This is a genomic window from Ruegeria sp. S84 (assembly GCF_056583445.1).
This window is the reverse complement of the sequence record NZ_CM152618.1, coordinates 1,333,865-1,355,599: the sequence shown is the minus strand read 5'-3', so window position 1 is coordinate 1,355,599 and position 21,735 is coordinate 1,333,865. Positions and strand designations below refer to the sequence as shown.

At 56.2% G+C, this 21,735-nt stretch carries 16 protein-coding genes, 1 tRNA gene and 1 pseudogene; 12 read left to right on the top strand and 6 right to left on the bottom strand.

All coding sequences use genetic code 11. From position 1 onward, the window contains the following. Positions 1 to 76: 76 nt before the first annotated feature. Positions 77 to 271 carry a hypothetical protein gene (locus AC1DFB_RS06860; RefSeq protein WP_480922380.1) on the top strand — a complete coding sequence of 65 codons (195 nt, stop codon included), beginning with the start codon at positions 77 to 79 and terminating at the stop codon, positions 269 to 271. Between the two features lie 6 nt (positions 272 to 277). Here AC1DFB_RS06860 and AC1DFB_RS06855 read toward each other — a convergent pair whose 3' ends face one another. Both AC1DFB_RS06855 and AC1DFB_RS06850 read right to left on the bottom strand, forming a co-directional pair. Further along, positions 278 to 994, bottom strand: coding sequence for an RlmE family RNA methyltransferase (locus AC1DFB_RS06855; protein WP_170610764.1), 717 nt, complete (start codon positions 992 to 994; stop codon positions 278 to 280). Beyond that, positions 994 to 2,106, bottom strand: coding sequence for a Ppx/GppA phosphatase family protein (locus AC1DFB_RS06850; protein WP_170393015.1), 1,113 nt, complete (start codon positions 2,104 to 2,106; stop codon positions 994 to 996). The genes AC1DFB_RS06855 and AC1DFB_RS06850 overlap by 1 nt, the downstream gene beginning before the upstream one ends. 241 nt (positions 2,107 to 2,347) lie before the next feature. Between AC1DFB_RS06850 and AC1DFB_RS06845 the strand changes: the two genes are divergently transcribed. From AC1DFB_RS06845 to AC1DFB_RS06830, 4 genes are all read left to right on the top strand, one after another. Next, on the top strand, positions 2,348 to 2,644 hold the full coding sequence (locus AC1DFB_RS06845; protein WP_170393016.1) for a virulence factor: 297 nt from the start codon (positions 2,348 to 2,350) through the stop codon (positions 2,642 to 2,644). Positions 2,645 to 2,670: 26 nt separating this feature from the next. Continuing rightward, on the top strand, positions 2,671 to 3,597 hold the full coding sequence (locus AC1DFB_RS06840; protein ID WP_170509779.1) for a methylenetetrahydrofolate reductase: 927 nt from the start codon (positions 2,671 to 2,673) through the stop codon (positions 3,595 to 3,597). Positions 3,598 to 3,606: 9 nt separating this feature from the next. Further along, positions 3,607 to 4,671, top strand: coding sequence for a methyltetrahydrofolate cobalamin methyltransferase (locus AC1DFB_RS06835; protein ID WP_170393018.1), 1,065 nt, complete (start codon positions 3,607 to 3,609; stop codon positions 4,669 to 4,671). Positions 4,672 to 4,782: 111 nt separating this feature from the next. Next, positions 4,783 to 4,856 (top strand) — tRNA-Gly (locus AC1DFB_RS06830). 1 nt (position 4,857) lies between these two features. Here AC1DFB_RS06830 and AC1DFB_RS06825 read toward each other — a convergent pair. Both AC1DFB_RS06825 and AC1DFB_RS06820 read right to left on the bottom strand, forming a co-directional pair. Next, positions 4,858 to 5,715, bottom strand: a complete 858-nt coding sequence (locus AC1DFB_RS06825; RefSeq protein ID WP_170625878.1) for a methyltransferase domain-containing protein — start codon at positions 5,713 to 5,715, stop codon at positions 4,858 to 4,860. A 24-nt stretch (positions 5,716 to 5,739) separates the two neighbouring features. Further along, positions 5,740 to 7,786 (bottom strand): annotated as a pseudogene (locus AC1DFB_RS06820) (ASKHA domain-containing protein). Between the two features lie 215 nt (positions 7,787 to 8,001). On the opposite strand from AC1DFB_RS06820, the gene guaB reads away from it, so the two are divergent. From guaB to AC1DFB_RS06805, 3 genes are all read left to right on the top strand, one after another. Continuing rightward, entirely contained in the window at positions 8,002 to 9,450 is a 1,449-nt protein-coding gene (gene guaB, locus AC1DFB_RS06815; protein WP_170405866.1) for an IMP dehydrogenase, read from the top strand. Between the two features lie 59 nt (positions 9,451 to 9,509). Further along, entirely contained in the window at positions 9,510 to 10,673 is a 1,164-nt protein-coding gene (locus tag AC1DFB_RS06810) for an RsmB/NOP family class I SAM-dependent RNA methyltransferase (RefSeq protein ID WP_480922379.1), read from the top strand. 103 nt (positions 10,674 to 10,776) lie between these two features. After that, complete coding sequence (locus AC1DFB_RS06805; protein ID WP_480922378.1) at positions 10,777 to 13,068, top strand: ATP-binding protein; 2,292 nt, start codon at positions 10,777 to 10,779, stop codon at positions 13,066 to 13,068. Positions 13,069 to 13,073: 5 nt separating this feature from the next. On the opposite strand, the gene AC1DFB_RS06800 is transcribed toward AC1DFB_RS06805, so the two are convergent. Beyond that, positions 13,074 to 13,667 carry a gamma-glutamyl kinase gene (locus AC1DFB_RS06800; RefSeq protein ID WP_480922377.1) on the bottom strand — a complete coding sequence of 198 codons (594 nt, stop codon included), beginning with the start codon at positions 13,665 to 13,667 and terminating at the stop codon, positions 13,074 to 13,076. Between the two features lie 190 nt (positions 13,668 to 13,857). Between AC1DFB_RS06800 and recA the strand changes: the two genes are divergently transcribed. The 4 genes from recA (at position 13,858) to AC1DFB_RS06780 (ending at position 19,041) form a co-directional block, all read left to right on the top strand. Next, complete coding sequence (gene recA, locus AC1DFB_RS06795; protein ID WP_170393025.1) at positions 13,858 to 14,922, top strand: recombinase RecA; 1,065 nt, start codon at positions 13,858 to 13,860, stop codon at positions 14,920 to 14,922. Between the two features lie 180 nt (positions 14,923 to 15,102). After that, complete coding sequence (alaS, locus tag AC1DFB_RS06790; RefSeq protein WP_480922376.1) at positions 15,103 to 17,772, top strand: alanine--tRNA ligase; 2,670 nt, start codon at positions 15,103 to 15,105, stop codon at positions 17,770 to 17,772. A 1-nt stretch (position 17,773) separates the two neighbouring features. Next, positions 17,774 to 18,061 carry a DUF1330 domain-containing protein gene (locus AC1DFB_RS06785; protein ID WP_170393026.1) on the top strand — a complete coding sequence of 96 codons (288 nt, stop codon included), beginning with the start codon at positions 17,774 to 17,776 and terminating at the stop codon, positions 18,059 to 18,061. A gap of 359 nt (positions 18,062 to 18,420) precedes the next feature. Continuing rightward, complete coding sequence (locus AC1DFB_RS06780) at positions 18,421 to 19,041, top strand: transglutaminase-like cysteine peptidase (RefSeq protein WP_170405851.1); 621 nt, start codon at positions 18,421 to 18,423, stop codon at positions 19,039 to 19,041. An 870-nt stretch (positions 19,042 to 19,911) separates the two neighbouring features. On the opposite strand, the gene typA is transcribed toward AC1DFB_RS06780, so the two are convergent. Next, positions 19,912 to 21,729, bottom strand: coding sequence for a translational GTPase TypA (gene typA / locus AC1DFB_RS06775; RefSeq protein WP_170405848.1), 1,818 nt, complete (start codon positions 21,727 to 21,729; stop codon positions 19,912 to 19,914). Between the last annotated feature and the right edge of the window lie 6 nt (positions 21,730 to 21,735).

The window sequence follows — 21,735 nt, the reverse complement described above, 5'->3', positions numbered from 1 at the left end:
CAGAATTGCGCCATCTTCACGGCGCATTCTGCGGTTAGCCAACCGGTATAAGCACTCGGATTGCTACAGGTGATGTATGCCGGATCGCACCGCTACCCTCGAAAAGCCGCTGACGGCGGCCCGTAAAACGACGCTTGACCAGCGTATTGAAGAGCTGCGCGCGCGCAAGCCTGTCGATATCAATCATGGCGAAGCACTATTGCTGCAAGGCATAGCTGCAGCGTCTCTGCGGAAACAGAGTATAGCGCCGGGAAAGATCGATCTGGATTAACGCCGCTTAACCCCGGAAGCCGGTGGCGACAACAAACTTCTCGGAACTATCAGAACGTGAGGCCGGAGGCTTCACATTGGCAACCTTGTTGAATTTCTGCTTGAGCAGTTTCTGAAGGTCCCCCTCAGCCCCGCCAGCAAGCACCTTGGCAACGAAGGTGCCGCCCTCTTCCAGCACGTCGAACGCGAAATAAGCCGCCGTTTCGCACAGGGCCATGATCCGCAGGTGGTCAGTCTGTTTGTGGCCCGAAGACGCAGCCGCCATATCAGACATGACCACGTCCGCTTTGCCACCCAGCCAGTCCTTGACCTTCTGATCGGCGTCATCTTCCATGAAATCAAGGACATGCGCGGTGGCACCGGCGACGGGCTCAACCTCTTGAAGGTCAACCCCCAGAACGGTGCCGACGCGCTTGCCGCTTTTCTCGCCGAGTGCATTGACGCGTTTCACGGCGACTTGCAGCCAGCCACCGGGCGCACAACCCAGATCGACCACGCGCGCGCCGGGTACGAGAAACCGGAACTTGTCGTCCAACTCAAGTATCTTGAATGCCGCGCGTCCGCGATAGCCTTCGACCTGCGCGCGTTTGACATAGGGGTCGTTCAACTGCCGTTCCAGCCAGCGGGTCGAGCTGAGCTTGCGCCCGCGCGCTGTCTTGACCTTCACCTTCAGGTCGCGTTGCCCGCGACCCGAGTTGCTTTTGCCAGTTGGTGTCTTCGCCATCAGAACGGTCCGTCTTCCAATACACCGTCCGCACTCATTTGCGCATAAAGCAAACCCTCGCGCAGCCCACGGTCCGCCACAGAAAGGCGATCGGTGGGCCAGCAGCGCAACAGCGCCTGCAAGATGGCAGAGCCGGACATGATCAGGGCCTGCCGATCTTCTCCGATCCGGGGATCACGGCGGCGCCCACGAGGGCCGAGTTCTAGATAGCCTCGTATCACCTTGTCAATCTGATCGCTGGTCATCCGCAATCCGTCCACCTTCGTCCGGTCATAGCGCTTGAGGCCAAGGTGTGAGGCGGCGACAGTGGTCACCGTTCCGCTGGTGCCCACAATCTGAAACCCTTCGCGGGCCTGTTCATCCTTGTAAGGTGCGAAATCGGCCAGATTTTCTTCGAAAAACCAGCTCATTAGCGCAAAACGCGCGGCATCGTCTTCGACGTCGTTGAACTGATCACGCAATGTTGCCACGCCCAGCGGGACGCTGATCCAATCAACCACTTTGGCCGCAGGGAAAGGGCTTTCAGGTGTGTGGAACCCGTTATGCAATCTCATAATCGCGGCAGGCCGATCCCGACGAGGAACAGAGGAGATGTCGATCCAGACCAATTCGGTTGAGCCGCCGCCGATATCGACGACCAACAATTGCTCGGTCTTGGTCGACACCAGCGGTGCACAGGAAATCACAGCCAGACGTGCTTCTTCCTCGGGCTGGATGATGTCGAGCGTCAGGCCGGTTTCGCGTTTAACTTGCCGGATGAAATCGCGTGAATTCTTGGCGCGACGGCAAGCCTCGGTTGCGATCAAGCGCATGCGCTTGACCTTGTTACGCTTGAGTTTTTGCTGACAAATCCGCAGCGCCTGTACGGTACGTGCCATGGACGCCCGCGACAATCGCCCGGTGCGTTCCAGACCGGCACCCAACTGCACCGATTTGGAGAAGCTGTCCACCACATGAAATCCACTGCCCTTGGGCTGGGCGATCAACATGCGGCAGCTATTTGTCCCCAAATCCAGTGCCGCATATAACGCATCTGGATCGGGTCTTGCCGGCGCGGGGCTTTCGACCGCTTTCGGGAACGCGCCCGCACCTCTGGGACGCTTGGGCGCCATCTTAAACGCCCTCCGATTTTCGAGTTACCCCGACCATAGGTCGCGCAATTGGATCACGCAAGACGCTCATTAAAGTCATTAGGATTTTGATGTTCGGTTTTGGCCACCAAGGCATTAAAAGCTGCGGTATGCAGCCGTGGGCAAAAAGGTCGCTGCAAATACGCCGTATGTCGAAAATCGACCGACTTGGACCCACATTGAAGTTTAGAACCGGTCCATCTGGTTAGGAGGAATCACGGTAATGCCTGACGTCACCATCGTATATTGGCGCGATATTCCCGCCCAAGTCATCGTCGGCAAGGGCCGTCGTGGCGCTAAGCGGCAGTTGGAAGAGCGGTTTGAACAAGCCATCGACCGGGCCGCAATGAAGGTGAACGCCAAAGATAGTGATGCCTATCTGGCCGAGTGGCGCAAAGCCGAGCCTTTCGCAGTTGAGGGCGACCCGTCCGAAATTGCCGAAGCCGAGGCCGCGCGTTTGGAAACAGAGTACGATCAGGACCGTATCAAGACCCTGATCGCCAATGACGGTTGGGCATGAGCCCCAGATCTTTATGGGAGGCCGCTATGGCTTTGCTGAACTTCAAGAAACGTGATGCGGTCGAAAACGGCCCTGTGAACCCGACCGTCGAAGCCTTTTTGCAGGGCTACTCGATCGAGGTGATGCCGCGCACTGCGGAAAAGGTCGAAGATTTCCGCGCGCTGCTGCCAGAAGGCACCCGTGTCTACATCGCCCATATCGAGGGCACGCCAATCGAAGACATGGTCAAAACTGCCAAGCGCATCGCGGCCGAAGGTTACCCTGTCATGCCGCATTTCCCGGCACGGATCATCAAGGATGCCGCAACGCTGGAAAACTGGATTTCCATGTATCAGGGTGAAGCGGGTGTCGAGCAGGCGCTTCTGCTGGCCGGTGGGGTCGCCAAACCGCATGGTGATTTCGACAGCTCGATGCAGCTGCTGGAAACCGGACTGTTCGACAAGGCGGGGTTCAAGCGACTGCACGTAGCCGGTCACCCCGAAGGCAACAAGGATATCGATCCCGACGGCTCGACCAAGAATGTCGATGACGCGCTGCGCTGGAAGCAGAAGTTTTCGGAAACCACCGACGCCGAAATGGCGCTGGCCACTCAGTTTGCGTTCGACGCCAAGCCGATCATCGCTTGGGCGAACGGTCTGAAAGAAGCGGGTATTGATCTGCCGATCCATATCGGTATCGCGGGCCCGGCGAAGCTGCAGACGTTGATCAAATTCGCTATCGCCTGCGGCGTTGGTCCATCGCTGAAAGTCCTGCAGAAGCGCGCCATGGACGTGTCCAAGCTGCTGTTGCCTTACGAGCCAACCGATGTGGTCACCGAACTGGCCAATCACAAGGCAGCCAACCCGGATTTCAATATCACCAAGGTACACTTCTTCCCGCTGGGCGGGATCAAGACCAACGCCAACTGGGCGATCAACAACGGCGGCGCTTCGGCAAAGCCGGTTAACTCCTAAGGAACGGACATGACCCGTACAGTCGTAGAATCAAAAACAAAAACTGCCGTTCTGGGCTTTGACGAACCGTTCTGCGTTATCGGTGAGCGGATCAACCCAACGGGCCGTAAGAAACTGGCTGCCGAATTGGAAGCAGGCGATTTCTCGACAGTCGAAAAGGATGCTCTGGCGCAGGTCGCTGCAGGCGCGACCGTCCTGGATATCAACGCAGGTGTCGTCTACAACTCGAACCCCAACCCGAACGAGACCGAGCCGCCGCTGATGACCAAGATCGTCGAGCTGGTGCAGGGGCTTGTTGATGTACCGCTTTGCATCGATTCCTCGGTTCCGGGCGCTTTGGAAGCCGGTCTTGAGGCGGCGGAAGGTCGTCCGCTGTTGAACTCGGTCACCGGTGAAGAAGAGCGTCTGGAACTGGTTCTGCCACTGGTCAAGAAATACAACGTACCCGTTGTGGCGATCTCGAACGATGACACCGGAATCTCAGAAGACCCTGATGTGCGTTTTGCCGTCGCCAAAACCATCGTTGAGCGTGCAGCCGATCACGGCATCCCGGCTCATGACATCGTGGTCGATCCACTGGTCATGCCGATTGGTGCGATGGCAACTGCTGGCCAGCAGGTGTTTGCTCTGGTCCGTCGTCTGCGGGAAGAGCTGGGCGTGAACACCACATGCGGTGCGTCCAACATCTCGTTCGGCCTGCCGAACCGTCACGGTATCAACAACGCCTTCCTGCCGATGGCAATGGGTGCTGGAATGACTTCGGCGATCATGAACCCGGTGGCTCTGCCGGTGACGCAGAAGAAGATTGCCGAAAAGAAAGAGGCCGTTGCTGCCGCCGGTATCATTCTGCCCGAGGATATGGACGACGAAACCTTTGTACAGATGTTCGGTCTGGGTTCGACCCTTCCGCGTGCGGGCAAAGAGATGGAGGCCATCCGCGCCGCCAACCTGCTGACCAACAACGACGCACATGGCGGTGAGTGGATCAGGTTCAACAAACCACCCGCCGAGGCCGGAGCCGAAGGCGAGGGTGCACGCGGACGTCGTGGCGGTGGTCGTCGTCGCCGCGCTTAAGGTAAATAAAACAATGGATTGGGCCGGATTTTTTGATCCGGCCTTTTTGATCCGTCAGCGTTTGTTGACCCTTGAACCCCAGTAAAGAGCAGTGCTAATCAATGCCCAGCGGCGGGTATGATGTAATGGTAGCCTGTCAGCTTCCCAAGCTGAACGCGCGGGTTCGATTCCCGCTACCCGCTCCAATCATTCTGCGCGTCGGGCCTGATAGAGGTTGATCATCGCCGGGATGAGGATCTCCGAACCAGACTTATACTGTCGGAACTCTTTTGCGACCGCTTCTTGAATAGCGTCAGTATCAGCCTCACTCCCTTCGAAATGAGCAACAACACGGCCCGCAGGACCAACACGTGTCACCAGCCTCGCCGTGCCTTCAACGCCGCCAAAACCCGTCAGGTTCACTGTGATCGCGTCGCCGGTTATTTCAGACAACCCCGCTTGGGTCATCAGACCTTTGACATGGTCGATGTCGTGGAACGCCAGCGGCCCGGGCGCATAGCGGTCTACGCGGGGCGGTTGACCCATTCGCCGAACGGCGGCGACATGGGGTATCTTGAACCACGGGTTGACGTCCAATGGCCCCCAGGAAGCGAACGTCATTTGCCCACCGGGTTTCAGTGCCGAGGCGATGTTTCGGAATGCTGCGATCGAGTCGCTAAAGAACATGACACCAAACCGGGAGATTGCGGCATCCATTTGTCCGGGTTCAAACGCGTAGGTTTGCGCATCCGCGTGCTGAAAAGTGATAGTCTGTATCCCGTTGCTTTCAGCACGTTTGGCTGCGCGGTCCAGAAACGGCTGCGATATATCGGCCGCCAATACGTGTCCTTCGGCCCCAACCGCGCGCGCCGCTGCGATTGCACTGACGCCTGTGCCGCATCCGATATCCAGCACTTGCATACCCGCCGACAGGGCGGCCCGGTCCAGAACGAGATCAAGAACGGGCGCGAAGGCGTGGTCAAGCTGATCCTCATAGGTCAGCCATTTGGTGCCTTGTTCCGAGTTTCCCCAGAATTCCGCCTGTTCCTCGTTCACTGATGTCATGTTCGCCTCCTGTGGATGGGGCGACTATGACCTCCGGCGGCGTCGACGGCCAGATTTTTCCTCATCCCCGCCGCCGGTATTGAAGGACGGAGCGGGCAGGGTGACGACCTGCGCCAATTCAGGGAACGGATCGGTTTTGTGCGGGATCGCATTGGCGGCGACGAAATGGTCTTGAAACTTGGGTTCGATTGCCGTTTCGACCTTGGTGATCTCGCGCACCACGCGTTCGATCTCGGCCCGCGATCCGATGTTACACAGCGCGATCCGGGCACCGGTTCCAGCGGCATTACCCGCGCTGGAGACCTTCTCCAGCGGTGCATCAGGGATCATACCCAGCACCATCGCGTGTTTGGTCGAAATATGCGCGCCGAAGGCACCGGCAAGTACCACGCGATCCACACGGTCAACCTCCATCTCATCCATTAGGAGACGCGCTCCGGCGTAGAGCGCGGATTTAGCCAACTGGATGGCACGGATATCACCCTGAGTTACCGTGATACGCGGACCGCCCTCGGTGCTGGCATCGTGGATCAGATAGGAGTTGGTGCGGCCTTCGGGAACGCAACGCGGTGTGCCAGTCTGCGCGGCCGAGCCGATCAGCCCGCTTTCGTCCAGAAGACCTGCAATGCGCATCTCGGCCACGGCCTCGATAATGCCTGAGCCGCAGATACCGGTGATGCCCGTGGTGGCAATGTCCTGATCAAAGCCTTCGTCATTCGACCATTTCTCGGACCCGATCACGCGGAAACGCGGTTCTTTGGTGACAGGATCGATTTCGATCTCGTTCAATCGCACCGGGCGCGGCTCTCTGGCCCGAGCTGATCTGGGCACCCTCAAATGCGGGGCCGGTGGGTGACGAACAGGCCAGAACGCGGTGGGTGTTGCCCAGCAAGATTTCCGCATTGGTACCCACATCCACGATCAGTACCAGATCGTCGGACTTGCCGGGTTCCTCGGATAGGGCAACGGCAGCGCAGTCCGCACCCACATGGCCCGCAATACACGGCAGGATGTAGACCTGCGCGCGCAGATTCATCGTGGTCAGGTCCATCTCATGCGCAGGCAGGGACATGCTTTCAGACGTCGCGAGCGCAAATGGCGCCTGACCCAGTTCGACTGGGTCCAGACCCAGCAAAAGATGGTGCATGACCGGATTGCAGACGAACACCGCTTCGACGATCAAAGCGGCATCGATCCCGGCCTCATCAGCGATTGAAGTGGTCAGATCGTTGATCGCTTCGCGCACGGCCCGGGTCATTTCCTTGTCGCCACCGGGATTCATCATGGCGTAAGACACGCGGCTCATCAGGTCTTCGCCGAAACGAATTTGCGGGTTCATCAGGCCGGAAGAAGCCTTGACTTCACCTGTTTCCAGATCGGTCAGGTGCGCAGCGATGGTGGTCGAGCCGAGGTCGATAGCCAGACCGTAAAGCCCATGTTCGTGCAGGCCGGGCCAAATTTCGACGATACGGGCTACGTTGTCCTTGTGGCCTTTGTGGACGGCGACCGTGACCTCCCATTTCCCTTTGCGCAGCACTGGCTGCAGCTTGGACATCAGCGACAGATCGGCGGTAATCGCATCGATCTTCCATTGTTCGCGCAAGGCGCGTTCTAACCGTTCCAGATCGCCTGTGGGCGAGTGCATGTCGGGTTGTTCCACCACCACGAAATACAGGCGTGTTGCAGGGTCCATGGTGATGGCGCGGGCGGCGGCGGCCTTGCGGACCACCTGACGGTGAACCTGGCTTTCAGGAGGCACGTCGATCACCACGTCACCCTGAACCGAGGCCTGACAGCCCAAACGGCGCCCGGGTTTCAAGCCTCGCTTGTCGTCATAACGCTGTTCAACCGCGTTCCATTCGCTCAGCGCGTCCTCCGAGACGGTCACGCCATGCTTGGGAAACTCGCCATAGCTGGGGGTGATCTGACATTTCGAACAAATACCGCGTCCACCGCAGACTGAATCAAGATCGACACCCAACTGGCGCGCTGCCGTCAGGATTGGCGTGCCAACGGGAAAGTGTCCGCGTTTGCCGGACGGGGTAAAAACGACAAGAGGATCGGTGGTCATGAATGGCCTGCCTTTGTATTCGCGCGTATGCCGGCGAACATATGGGTTTGAACGCAAAGGGAAAGGGCATTCAGCGGCACGTTTTGCATTGCTTGCGTCGTTTTCGGGCGTGGCAGAAGCCCGCAGGGGAAAACAACTTGGGTTCGGGGCTTTCCCTCTGGTGAAATCCATGCAATAGGGTCACCGTCAAACGGGCTTTTGCATGGGGTTATCAAATGCAGATTCGTGAGGCACTCACCTTCGACGACGTTCTTCTGGTTCCGGGCGCATCTTCTGTGCTGCCGGCAACCGCTGATACCACCACGCGCGTGACGCGTGAGATTACGATGAACATCCCGCTGCTAAGCTCGGCGATGGACACGGTGACCGAGGCGCGTATGGCTATCGCCATGGCGCAGGCTGGAGGCATCGGCGTGGTGCACAAAAACCTCTCGGTCGAGGAACAGGCTCGTGAAATTCGGCGGGTAAAGCGGTTCGAATCCGGTATCGTCTATAACCCGGTCACGCTGCGCGCGGATCAAACATTGGCAGATGCTCAGGCTTTGGTAGAGCGCTACAACTTCACCGGCTTCCCGGTCGTTGAAGAAAGCGGTCGTGTCGTCGGCATTGTCACCAACCGAGATATGCGCTTTGCGACCTCGGATGACACGCCGATCAAAGCGATGATGACCTCTGATAATCTGGCGATGCTGCAAGAGCCCGCCGATCTGGAAGAGGCCAAAAGCCTCATGCGTGCGCGTCGGATCGAAAAATTGCTGGTCGTCGATGGCGAGGGCAAGCTGACAGGCTTACTGACGCTGAAAGATACCGAGCAGGCCGTGCTGAACCCTACAGCCTGCAAGGACCGGTTGGGCCGTCTGCGTGTGGCTGCTGCAACCTCGGTCGGAGACGCTGGGTTCGAGCGGTCAGAGCAGTTGGTCGATTCCGGGGTCGATATCATTGTTGTGGATACCGCACATGGTCATTCGCAAGGGGTTCTGGACGCGGTGAAACGTGCCAAGACGCTGTCGAACGAGGTTCAGATCATCGCCGGTAACGTCGCCACTGCCGAGGCCACCAAAGCGCTGATCGATGCAGGTGCAGACGCGATCAAAGTGGGCATCGGGCCCGGCTCGATCTGTACCACACGGATGGTCGCGGGCGTTGGCGTCCCTCAGTTGACGGCCATCATGGATTGTGCAGCTGCGGCGGGGGAAGTTCCGGTCATTGCTGATGGTGGCATCAAATTCTCGGGCGATTTCGCCAAGGCGATTGCGGCAGGGGCATCCTGCGCCATGGTCGGTTCGATGATTGCGGGCACGGATGAAAGCCCGGGCGAGGTGATCCTCTATCAAGGCCGCTCGTTCAAATCGTATCGCGGCATGGGAAGTCTGGGTGCGATGGCGCGCGGCTCGGCGGATCGCTATTTCCAGAAGGACGCCGCGAATGACAAGCTGGTGCCCGAAGGGATCGAAGGTCAGGTGCCGTACAAAGGGTCCGCAAGCGCTGTTGTGCACCAACTGGTTGGAGGTTTGCGCGCGGCGATGGGCTATACCGGTTGTGCCACCGTCGATGAGATGCGCCAGAACTGCAACTTTGTCAAAATCACTGGCGCAGGTTTGAAGGAAAGCCATGTGCATGACGTTCAGATCACACGGGAAAGCCCCAATTATCGCGTGATGTAAGTTTGTGAGACCCTTCAGGGGGCTTTCGAAATTGATCGTGTAGACGAACGGAAATCGCGATGACACCTGCTGCTCGGGTTCAGGCCTCGATCGAGATCCTCGATGACATTCTTGCCGGTGCACCGGTCGAGAAGGCGTTGACCGGCTGGGCTCGACGCAGTCGGTTCGCGGGATCTAAGGATCGCGCTGCGATCCGGGATCATGTGTTTGATGCATTGCGGTGCAAACGATCCTTCTCGGCGCTCGGTGGGTCCGAGACGGGGCGCGGCCTGATGATCGGTGCCGCCCGATCCTTGGACTCAGACCTAACGTCATTATTTTCGGGTGCGCGGTATGCACCTGCAGAGGTAACCGAAGCTGACCAACCCAGGTCATTTCAGAGCGACGCAGAACGTCTGGATATCCCCGAATGGTTGTGGCCTCAATTTCAGGCCGCGTTGAAGGACGAAGCTGAACTTGCCGCAGCCGCGCTACAATCGCGCGCTCCGATTCATCTGAGGGTCAACCTGCTGAAAACTGACCTGCCTACAGCCATTCAACGACTGGCTGCCGAGGAGATCACGGCGCATCCACATCCGGCCTGCGATACTGCATTGGAAGTTACCGAGGGCGCACGCAAGATATCTCAGAGCGGTCCGTATACAGATGGGCTGGTTGAGTTGCAGGATGCCGCGAGCCAAGCGGTAGTTGCCGCGCTTGATTTGCAGCCAGGCATGCGTGTCCTTGACTATTGTGCGGGTGGCGGAGGCAAGTCCCTTGCTTTAGCGGCTACGTATATGGGTGTTCAGGTCTTTGCCCATGATGCCAATCCCAACCGTATGCGCGACTTGCCAGCGCGCGCGGCAAGGGCGGGCGCGGATGTTACGATCCTGACCACAGGCCAAATCACCGGTCAGGCCCCGTTCGATGTGGTTTTGACAGATGTGCCATGTTCCGGCAGCGGATCGTGGCGTCGCGCGCCGGCAGGGAAATGGGCACTAACGCCCGAGCGTTTGGAGGAACTAGCGCAGATTCAGGCCACCATTCTACGAGATGTTTCACCTCTCGTTGCGCCCAAAGGCGTGCTTGCCTATGCGACCTGCTCGATGCTGGCGATTGAAAACGACGACATTATTGATGGATTCTTGGCCAGCAATCCCGAATGGCAGAGCGGATACCGCAAAACGTGGCTGGTTTCACACGGGACCGATGGATTTTTTACAGCACACTTGACGCGAATATAAGCTTTAAAACACAACCTTAAGAAGTTTATGTTACTGACCATTAAGCAGCAATTAACCATTGCAGGCAGATATTGATCAGAAATTTTAATAATCCGGGCTGTTTATGTCTATTCAATCTGAATTTACCCCCTCTCGATCAAGTGGATGGGGCATTGATCGTGGGCGCTATGCCTCACTGGCATTGATCGCCATTTTATTGAGCGTACTTTCCTTCTTTGACGTCTTGCCGCCACGGTTAAGTGCCGGGGTCGCAGCCGTTGGCTTGTCCTTCCTGGTAGTAGTGGTCTTTGCCTTGGCGCGTGCTTGGATATTGAATCAGATCGAAGCGCAAACATACGCTGCGATGACGGGTTTTCTAGAGCAAGAAACCGATGCCTGTGTCATTTCGGATGCGACGGGCGAGGTGCTAGTTGCAAACGCTCAGGCCAATGCGCGTCTTATTCGGAACGCGGGTACGCGACTAGATGAGTCTCTGCGTACCGTATTTGCAAACCCGTCGGCGGTGCTGTTGCGTTTGCAGTCTCATGCCCTGAAACGGGGCTTTTGGGAAGAAGATGTTGTCACGCGCGGACAAACAATACCCGTGTCTGTTTCAAAGCTGGGTGAAAATCGGTTTTGCTGGCGTTTTAGAATAGATGCACCCCAGATCTGGCGCAGCGTGCAGCGGCCGGTTCTGACGGTCGGACGAAATGACGTGGTGCTGGATGCCAATGATGCGGCAATCGAACTTTTTGGTCAGATTCCCACCTGCCTCAAGCCGATGGTTCAGGCTGGCGGTGCAGTTGATGGTTGCATCATACAGATTAAAACCGGGGAAACCGAAGCATCATTCACTGTCACAACGCTCAGGCACAGCGGTATTGTGCGTGAGTTGCTTTTAACGCCGCTGCAGCACGCCGAAGGACCGCAGCACACGACATCATTTGCAGATTTGCCAGTTGCGATCATGTGCATGTCTCCCGATGGAGATGTTAGCGAAGCAAACCACCTCGCGGTTGAATTGGTCGGTGAGATCCAACCGGGGCGGACGAATATCGAAAGCATGATGCAGGGGCTCGGCTATCCGATCAGGGACTGGCTGGCGAGTGCTGCCGAACAAGGCGCAGCACCGCGGTCTGAATTCCTGCGTTTGGTGCGCAAGGACAAAGAGGTGTTTGTGCAAGTTACGCTGTCACGGATTCTCAGGGATGGTCAGGTTTGTCTTATTGCGGTTCTGAACGATGCCACCGAACTGAAAACGATGGAGGCGCAGTTTGTCCAAGGCCAGAAGATGCAAGCCGTTGGGCAATTGGCTGGCGGGGTCGCACATGATTTCAATAACTTGCTGACGGCGATTTCGGGGCATTGTGATCTGTTGCTGTTGCGCCATGACCAAGATGACCCGAATTACGGCGATCTTGTACAGATCAATCAGAACGCCAACCGTGCTGCAGCGTTGGTCAGCCAGCTTCTGGCCTTTTCGCGCAAACAAACGCTCCGGCCCGAGGTGCTGGATCTGCGAGATACAATTTCAGACCTTATCCATTTGCTAAACCGTCTTGTGGGCGAGAAGGTCCGCCTGACGCTCAGTCATGATCCGGTGCTCAAATCCGTTTGCGCGGACAAGCGCCAGTTAGAGCAGGTCTTGATGAACCTGGTCGTCAATGCGCGTGATGCGATGCCTGAGGGTGGGGAGATTCGGATCGAGACCGAAGTAGTGACATTGGATCAATCGATCACGCGCGATCGGGCTACGGTACAGCCGGGAGAATATGTTACGGTCAAAGTCATCGATAGCGGCATCGGGATTCCTGCAGACAAACTGCAAAAAGTGTTTGAGCCATTTTATACGACCAAACGCACAGGCGAGGGGACGGGGCTGGGGCTATCGACTGTTTACGGGATCGTAAAACAGACTGGTGGTTTCATATTTGTCGACAGTGTGCAGGACCGGGGAACGGAATTCACCGTGCTCTTGCCTGTGAGTTCCCGGGTCCAAGAATCGGAGCCTGAGGCCCCCGATACGTCAGAGGTGCAAAGTTCCCGATTGGGTGAAGGCATGGTTTTGTTGGTCGAAGACGAAGCCCCGGTGCGCGCCTTCGCGACGCGGGCGCTTCGCTTGAAAGGCTACACTGTGCTTGAAGCTGAATCAGCCGAAGATGCGCTGCAATTGTTGGACGACCCCAATTTGCTGGTGGATGTTTTTGTTACCGATGTCGTCATGCCCGGAATGGACGGCCCGACCTGGGTGCGCGAGGCCATGAAAACACGGCCTGACGTGCGGGTGGTCTTCATGTCAGGCTATACTGAAGGGGCGTTCGGCGAATCTGGTCCTCAGATCGAAAATTCCACCTTCCTGCCCAAGCCGTTTTCGTTGACCCAGCTGACCGAAGCGGTGTTTCAGCAAATGAATTGAAAACGCTATTCGGCAGCACGATACAATGCGTATTCTGCGGCGTTCAATGATTGGAACCGGAGTTCAGTTTGTTTTGAGAAGTCCATCGGGCAAGCGGGCGAGACGTTCTCTCGCGGTAGATCGATTTTACATTCCAGCCGATTCTGAAGGAAATCCAGTATCTTTTGCTGGCTGTCATATTTGAAGATATGCGCAACACCTTTACCGTTACTGCGGGGTCGCAAAAAATCGGTTTGGCATCCCACATCTGCGTAGGCCGGGCGGGGGTTTTGCATATAGGCGTCAAGGAATGCCTCGAAGCTTAAACCTTTTGTGGAATGCGGATGACCTGCCAATTCGGCGCGCGTTCGATATCGATACCAACTTCCCAACCAATCGACAGGTTCGCGCACAATGGCCATGACGTCCATTTCTGCATCAAACATCTTGCGAAACATGGTCTGGAAGAAGCGATCATAGCGACGCATGTTCGCATGTTTCAGGTCTGTTGGTCCGGACACAACGATATCGGCCCTATCGCGTAAAGCTGATTGATACGCGGTGGAGCCGGTCTTTGGAACAGACAGAAGCGCAAGCCGCTTTTCATAGAAAACAAGCATTTATCTTTTCTCTTCAATGCCTTTCAAGTCTCAGATTGTCGTAAACGACTCTTTAACACAATTGCTGAAGAGTAGTTTTCATAAGTTTTAGTTGAAATGTTCTCTTTTTGGTCCCATAAGGAACAAGAGGCGAACAAAGCAGCGATTGCCGCCCGATCAAGGGTGTGACAAAAGAGAAGGCGACAGGACAATGGCGGATCTTCTGACGATGAGCGACAAGAAAAACGCAGACAAGCAAAAGGCGCTCGATAGCGCATTGGCCCAGATCGAACGGCAGTTCGGCAAGGGCTCGATCATGAAGTTGGGCGAAGATTCCAAGCAGGATATCGATGCGAGCTCGACCGGGTCGCTGGGCTTGGATATCGCGCTGGGGATCGGCGGCCTGCCGATGGGGCGGATCGTCGAGATTTATGGCCCGGAAAGCTCGGGTAAGACCACGCTGACGCTGCACTGCATCGCTGAACAGCAAAAACGCGGCGGAGTCTGCGCGTTCGTCGACGCAGAACATGCGCTGGACCCTCAATATGCGCGCAAGCTGGGTGTGGATCTGGATGAATTGCTGATCTCTCAGCCCGACACCGGCGAGCAGGCCCTTGAGATCACCGACACCTTGGTGCGGTCGGGGGCCGTGAACATGGTTGTGGTCGACTCGGTTGCGGCGCTGACGCCGAAATCCGAGTTGGAAGGCGACATGGGTGACAGCAGCGTGGGTGTTCAGGCCCGGCTGATGAGCCAGGCGATGCGCAAGCTGACCGGCTCGATCAATCGCTCGAACTGCATGGTGATCTTCATCAACCAGATCAGGATGAAGATCGGTGTGATGTTTGGCAGCCCGGAAACCACTACCGGTGGTAATGCGTTGAAATTCTACAGCTCGGTCCGTCTGGATATTCGCCGTATCGGTGCGATCAAGGATCGGGACGAAGTTGTGGGCAACCAGACCCGCGTCAAGGTCGTCAAGAACAAGGTGGCACCGCCGTTCAAGCAGGTGGAATTCGACATCATGTATGGCGAAGGCATCAGCAAAATGGGTGAGCTTCTGGATCTGGGCGTCAAGGCCGGTGTGGTCGAAAAGTCGGGTTCGTGGTTTAGCTACGGTGATGAGCGGATCGGGCAGGGGCGTGAGAATGCCAAGCAATATCTGCGTGACAATTCCCGTGCGGCGCTCGAGATCGAAGACAAAATACGTGCCGCGCATGGGTTAGACTTTGAAATGCCACCCGAAGCGGAAGAGGATGACATCCTCGAAGCTTAAAGCGTGCCTGAGGGGGAACCAAAGAAATCCCCCGGCACCCCGGTAGTGCTGAATCTATCTGGAACAGGGTGGCCCCTAGGGGCCGCCTTGTTTCGTTTCGGATGGGCCAATGCTGTGGACACTCTCGGGGGTGGGGCTAAACCTTTGCTGACCATAACGACTGCGCGCCGAGAGAGCCTTATGCCAACGCTGAACGACATTCGATCTACCTTCCTGAACTACTTTGCCAAGCAGGGGCACGAAGTGGTTGCGTCTAGCCCGCTGGTTCCGCGCAATGATCCGACACTGATGTTCGTCAACTCGGGTATGGTTCAGTTCAAGAATCTGTTTACTGGCGTCGAAACCCGCGACTACAGCCGTGCTACCACTGCACAGAAATGCGTGCGTGCAGGCGGCAAACACAACGATCTGGACAATGTGGGCTATACCGCTCGCCACCATACGTTCTTTGAAATGCTGGGGAATTTCTCATTCGGGGATTACTTTAAGCATGAGGCGATACCGTTCGCTTGGGAACTGATCACCAAAGAATTTGGTATCGATAAGAATCGTCTGTTGGCCACTGTCTATCACACCGATGATGAGGCATTTGAAATCTGGAAAAAGGTTGGTGTCCCTGAAGACCGGATCATCCGCATCGCTACTAATGACAATTTCTGGCAAATGGGCCCTACCGGCCCCTGCGGCCCGTGCACCGAAATTTTCTATGACCATGGTGATCATATCTGGGGTGGGCCTCCGGGTTCGGCTGAGGAAGATGGCGATAGGTTCATCGAAATCTGGAACATCGTTTTTATGCAGAATGAGCAGTTCGAAGACGGCTCGATGGTCGAACTCGATATGCAGTCGATCGATACCGGCATGGGATTGGAACGCATTGGTGCGTTGCTGCAAGGCAGCCACGACAATTATGACACCGATCTGTTCAAAACGCTGATCGAAGCCTCCGCGGATGCGACCGGTGTTGATCCTTATGGGGATCAAAACGTGCATCATCGCGTGATTGCGGACCACTTGCGTTCAACTTCGTTCCTGATCGCGGATGGTGTGATGCCGTCAAATGATGGGCGAGGGTATGTTCTGCGCCGTATCATGCGCCGCGCGATGCGCCATGCGCATCTGTTGGGGGCCAAAGATCCGGTGATGCATCGCCTGGTACCCACGCTGGTGCAATTGATGGGTGCGCAATATTCAGAGCTTGGTCAGGCGCAGCCACTGATCGAAGAGACACTGCTGCTTGAGGAAACTCGGTTCAAGCAAACTTTGGATCGCGGTCTGAAGCTGTTGGATGAGGAAGTCTCGGGCTTACCTGAAGGCGATCCACTACCCGGAGACTCGGCGTTCAAACTGTATGATACCTATGGTTTCCCGCTCGATCTGACGCAGGATGCGCTGCGCGAGAAAGGTCGAACCGTCGACACCGATGGATTTGACGTGGCGATGGCCGAACAAAAAGCCAAGGCACGCGCGGCGTGGGCCGGATCTGGCGAATCTGCCGATCAGGTGGTTTGGTTCGATGTGCTGGATGCGGCCGGTGCGACCGATTTCCTTGGCTACGATACTGAAAAGGCCGAGGGGCAGGTCGCTGCGTTGGTGGTCGATGGTGCATTGGTCGACAAGATCGAGAAGGGTGGTACCGGCTGGGTCGTAGTCAACCAGACACCGTTCTATGGCGAGGCCGGCGGCCAGGTCGGCGACACCGGTGAAATTCGCAGGCTGGATGAGCGCGACGATATCGCCCGTGTTGAAGACACCAGAAAGTTTGCTGATGGCAAAGTCTATGCTCACAAGGTCACGATTGATCATGGGGCGATCTCAAAAGGTGACGCAGTTGAGCTGGAAGTCGATCACGCGCGCCGCACGGCCATTCGTGCCAACCACTCCGCGACGCACCTTCTGCATGAAGCCCTGCGTGAGACATTGGGTGACCACGTAGCGCAGCGCGGGTCGCTCAACGCATCAGATCGTTTGCGGTTCGATTTCAGCCATTCCAAGGCTCTGACACTGGAAGAAGTGCAGAAAGTTGAGCGAGAGGTGAACGCATTCATCCGCCAAAACTCAACCGTGGAAACCAGGATTATGACACCTGATAACGCCCGTGAACTGGGTGCTCAAGCTCTGTTCGGTGAGAAATACGGGGATGAGGTGCGCGTGGTTTCGATGGGCAAAGCACCCACCGGCAAAGGCCAGGATGGTGAGACATGGTCGATTGAACTGTGTGGCGGCACCCATGTGCGCCAGACCGGTGATATCGGAACCTTCGTCGTGCTGGGCGACAGTGCCAGCAGCGCAGGCGTGCGGCGGATCGAGGCTTTGACCGGTGATGACGCGTTTAAGTATCTGTCGAAACAGGATCATCGCCTTTCAGCAATTGCGCTTGAGTTGAAAGCCCAGCCGGATGACGTTGTTGCGCGTGTTAAGACTCTGCTGGACGAGCGTAAATCGCTGCAGAACGAAGTTGCGCAGTTGCGCCGTGATCTGGCCATGGCCGGAGGCGCGGGGCAGGGCAGTGGCGCTGAAGCGCGCGATGTAAACGGTGTGGCGTTCTTTGCGCAGTCGCTCTCGGGTGTTTCCGGAAAGGATCTGCCTGCGTTGATTGATGAGCACAAAAGCCGTCTGGGTACGGGCGCAGTATTATTGATTGCTGATACCGGCGGCAAAGCGGCTGTCGCAGCGGGTGTCACTTCGGACCTGACAGACACGGTATCTGCGGTGGATCTGGTCCGGGCGGCGGTCGCTGAACTGGGCGGCAAAGGCGGTGGCGGACGGCCTGACATGGCACAGGGGGGCAAGGATGCCTCGAATGCAGAGGCTGCAATCAAGGCCGCTGAACAGGTTTTGGGAGGATAAGATGCCAGCACTTTGGATCGCACACGTCACTGTGACAGACGCCGATGCTTATGGAAAATACGCCGAGCTTGCAGGGCCGGCAATTGCGGCGCATGGGGGTGAATTCATCGCCCGCGCGGCACGTTACGTGCAGTTAGAGGGCAAAGAGCGACCACGCAATGTGGTCGCCCGCTTCCCAACCGTAGAGGCTGCGGTAGAGTGCTACAATTCTCCTGCATATCAGCAGGCATTGGATCATGCCCGTGGCGCCAGCGAGCGAGAGCTGGTGGTCGTTGAAATTACCGACTGAGAATCAGGCTAAATCTACCTTCGCATGAAATTTGCAAATTCTGCCCGGCCCCGAGCCGTGCGTCCTGCCATGCATTTTAGCGTGGGCGGCTCTTCACGATCGCTCTGAATTTATACACATTATTACAATGGGTTGTGCGTACTTCCTGTTGATTTTGAACATATTTCTCTGTCCGATTGTGGCACTTCGCGCCACTTTCTTGCGCGGAAATGGTCACGAAATGTGACGAATTTCCGCCGTTTTTTCCGCTCAATCTCGGATTTGATTGCGTGACAACCACGGTTTGCGGATATGGTCCGGTATACAGATGGGTTCTGATCCACGCAGTTTGCAGGGATTAATAGGACTCGAGGGACAGCATGAAATTCTTTGGTACGACCATAGATGCCCACTTAAAGAGCGCTGCCAAGCTTGGCGGGCTGTTTGGTTTGGCTATCCTGATTAACGGTTCGCTGTTGTTTGGGACTGAAGCATCGGCGAAAGATGCCGCGTTTATCCCGAGTATCGCTGCCTCGCCACCACCCTCCGGTGCGCGTCAGCTTTGCGGTAAGTATTCCTGGGCATGTGCGCAAAAAGGTATCGGTTCCTTATCTACCAGCCAAGAATTGAAGCTTGTCAAAGAGATCAACCGCCGCGTTAATCGATCCACGCGAGAGGTCACGGATCAGTCGCAATACAAAACCAGTGAACTTTGGGCGCTTCCAACGTCGCGCGGTGGTGACTGCGAAGATTTTGCGCTTCTAAAGAAAAGAGATTTGATCCAGGCTGGTTTCGACCCTCGTAAACTACTGCTCGCGACAGTGTTGGATACGCGCAGAAACTCTCATGCTGTTTTGGTTTATCGGTCGAGCGGCGGCGATCTGGTCCTGGATAATTTGACCAATCAGATCAAGCCTTGGAAAGCGACGCGCTATCTGTTCTTGAGGATGCAAGACCCAAAGCAGCCACGAAATTGGGTCGGGGTTTTCGGTAAGAGCTAGAAAATCGTGAAACAAAGATACGGGCGCCTGCTATTAGCAGCGCCCGTATCTTTGTAATAGTTAACAAAATACTAGTGTTTACCCTGGTATTCGAATTTTTTTCTACCTTTTGTCTTTAGACCTTTTCTCCTTCAGCTTTAAGTTGTGTAAATTATTGTCTTTGGTTTGATTGTCATCAGGATCTTTGTTTTTTCCGTTGTCCTCGCTTTCCGGCGTCAAGGAACCAGGGTCGTTGTCTGGAGAAGGAATACGGCTCGGGCCGGAACATGAACATTCCCGCTCTGATTCATCCCATGGACCATCGTCTGATCTTAGGTTGGCAAAGCCGGTGCTCAAAGTTGGCAAGTCAGTCAAGACTGCCACAAATTGAGGACAATCAAGAATGGTACGCTCCAAAGTCAACTTAATATCTGCGCGTCTCTGGATGCAACGGAGTATGCCCGCAGTAATCATTTCGCACGTACAAATAGTGTTCGACGATACAGATTTTTGTCGTTCTCACGGCGCATTTATCAGTTGCCTAAGCGAATTCACGAAGATGAAGTGTATGATTGCTAAGGCAAAGCAATTAATAGCAGTTTGGATTCAATGCGCATAGGACACTGCTCAAACGCTCATTAACTAAACTGCCGTAGACTCGAGCGGCGTATCACTCTTGAGACAATGCCCACTTTCTGCCGCCTATTATCAAACAAGCTATTTGTCTGATCACAGTGAGTTGGCTCACTCAAATGAAGATTAACCCATAAGAAACAAAAAGAAGACCTGCTGTTGCACCAGGTCTTCTTTTTCTGTGTTGTTTCTAGCCTGACGCAAAAATGTCACGAATGTGGCAATGTTTCCAAAACGTGAACAAGTTCACAGCAATGATCAGGCTGATTTTGACATCCGTTTACGCTCATGCGGATCCAGATAACGTTTGCGAAGCCGGATCGCATTGGGCGTAACCTCGACCAGTTCATCGTCGTCGATATAAGCGATTGCCTCTTCAAGCGAGAACTGAATATGAGGGGTCAGCCTTACTGCGTCGTCCGAGCCGCTGGCACGCACGTTTGTCAGCTTCTTCCCTTTCAGCGGATTCACTTCCAGATCGTTGTCTCGCGAATGCTCTCCGATCACCATGCCCTGATAGACATCAGTTTGCGGGCCAACGAACATGCGGCCACGCTCTTCCAAATTCCAAAGCGCATAGGCAACCGCCTGGCCGTTTTCCATCGAGATCAGAACACCTGCGCGTCGGCCGGGGATCTGTCCTTTATGGGCCGCCCAGCCGTGGAAGACACGGTTCAAGACACCAGTTCCGCGCGTATCGGTCAGGAACTCTCCGTGATAGCCGATCAGGCCACGAGACGGCACGTGGGCGATGATCCGGGTTTTGCCTGCCCCTGCAGGGCGCATTTCAGCCAGTTCACCTTTGCGCGCACCCGTGATTTTCTCGATCACCGCGCCAGAATATTCATCATCCACATCGATCGTGACTTCTTCGATAGGTTCAAGGCGCTGGCCGCCCTCCTCGCGGAACAAAACCTGTGGGCGCGAGATGCTGAGCTCGAACCCTTCACGGCGCATGTTTTCGATCAGAACACCCATCTGCAATTCGCCGCGACCAGCAACCTCGAAGGCTTCGCCGCCGGGCGTGTCGCTGATGCGGATGGCTACGTTCGATTCGGCTTCTTTCATCAGGCGATCACGAATGACCCGAGACTGAACCTTTTTGCCGTCACGACCGGCCAGCGGGGAATCGTTTATGCCGAAGGTCACTGTGATGGTTGGCGGATCGATAGGCTGGGCAGGCAGGGCCTCTTCGACTTGCGGGGCTACAAGGGAGTCTGCCACGGTGGCTTTGCTCATACCCGCAATCGTGACAATGTCGCCTGCTTCAGCGACGTCGATGGGTTGTTGAGCTAATCCACGGAATGCCAGGATTTTCGACGCGCGGAAGCTTTCAATCTGGGTGCCGTCTCGGCTGAGTGCCTTGAGGCTGTCACCTGCTTTCAGAGTTCCACTTTCCACGCGACCGGTCAGAATGCGACCGATGAATGGATCGCTGCCCAAAGTGGTGGCGAGCATCCTGAACGGTTCGTCCTTTTTCTCGATCTGCTTGGGGGCGGGGACGTGATCAACGATCAGATCGAACAGGGCGGTCAAGTCCTTGCGCGGACCGTCAAGCTCCATATCGGCCCAGCCGGACCGGCCCGAAGCATACATGGCCGGGAAGTCCAACTGATCGTCATCGGCGCCCAAGTTGGCGAAAAGGTCGAAACATTCGTCCAGAGCGCGATCAGGCTCGGCATCGGGTTTGTCGACCTTGTTCAGCACGACAATCGGGCGCAGGCCCAAAGCCAGCGCCTTTGAGGTCACGAATTTGGTTTGCGGCATCGGGCCTTCGGCGGCGTCGACCAGCAGTACAACGCCGTCGACCATGCTGAGAATACGTTCGACTTCCCCACCGAAATCAGCGTGGCCGGGGGTGTCGACGATGTTGATGCGGGTATCCTTCCACTCAACGCTGGTGGCTTTGGCCAGGATGGTAATGCCGCGTTCGCGTTCCAGGTCGTTGCTGTCCATGGCGCGTTCTGCCACGGCCTGGTTTTCCCGGAACGCGCCGGATTGTTTAAGCAGCTCATCCACCAGGGTCGTCTTGCCGTGGTCCACGTGAGCGATGATTGCGATGTTGCGCAGGTCCATGAGAGG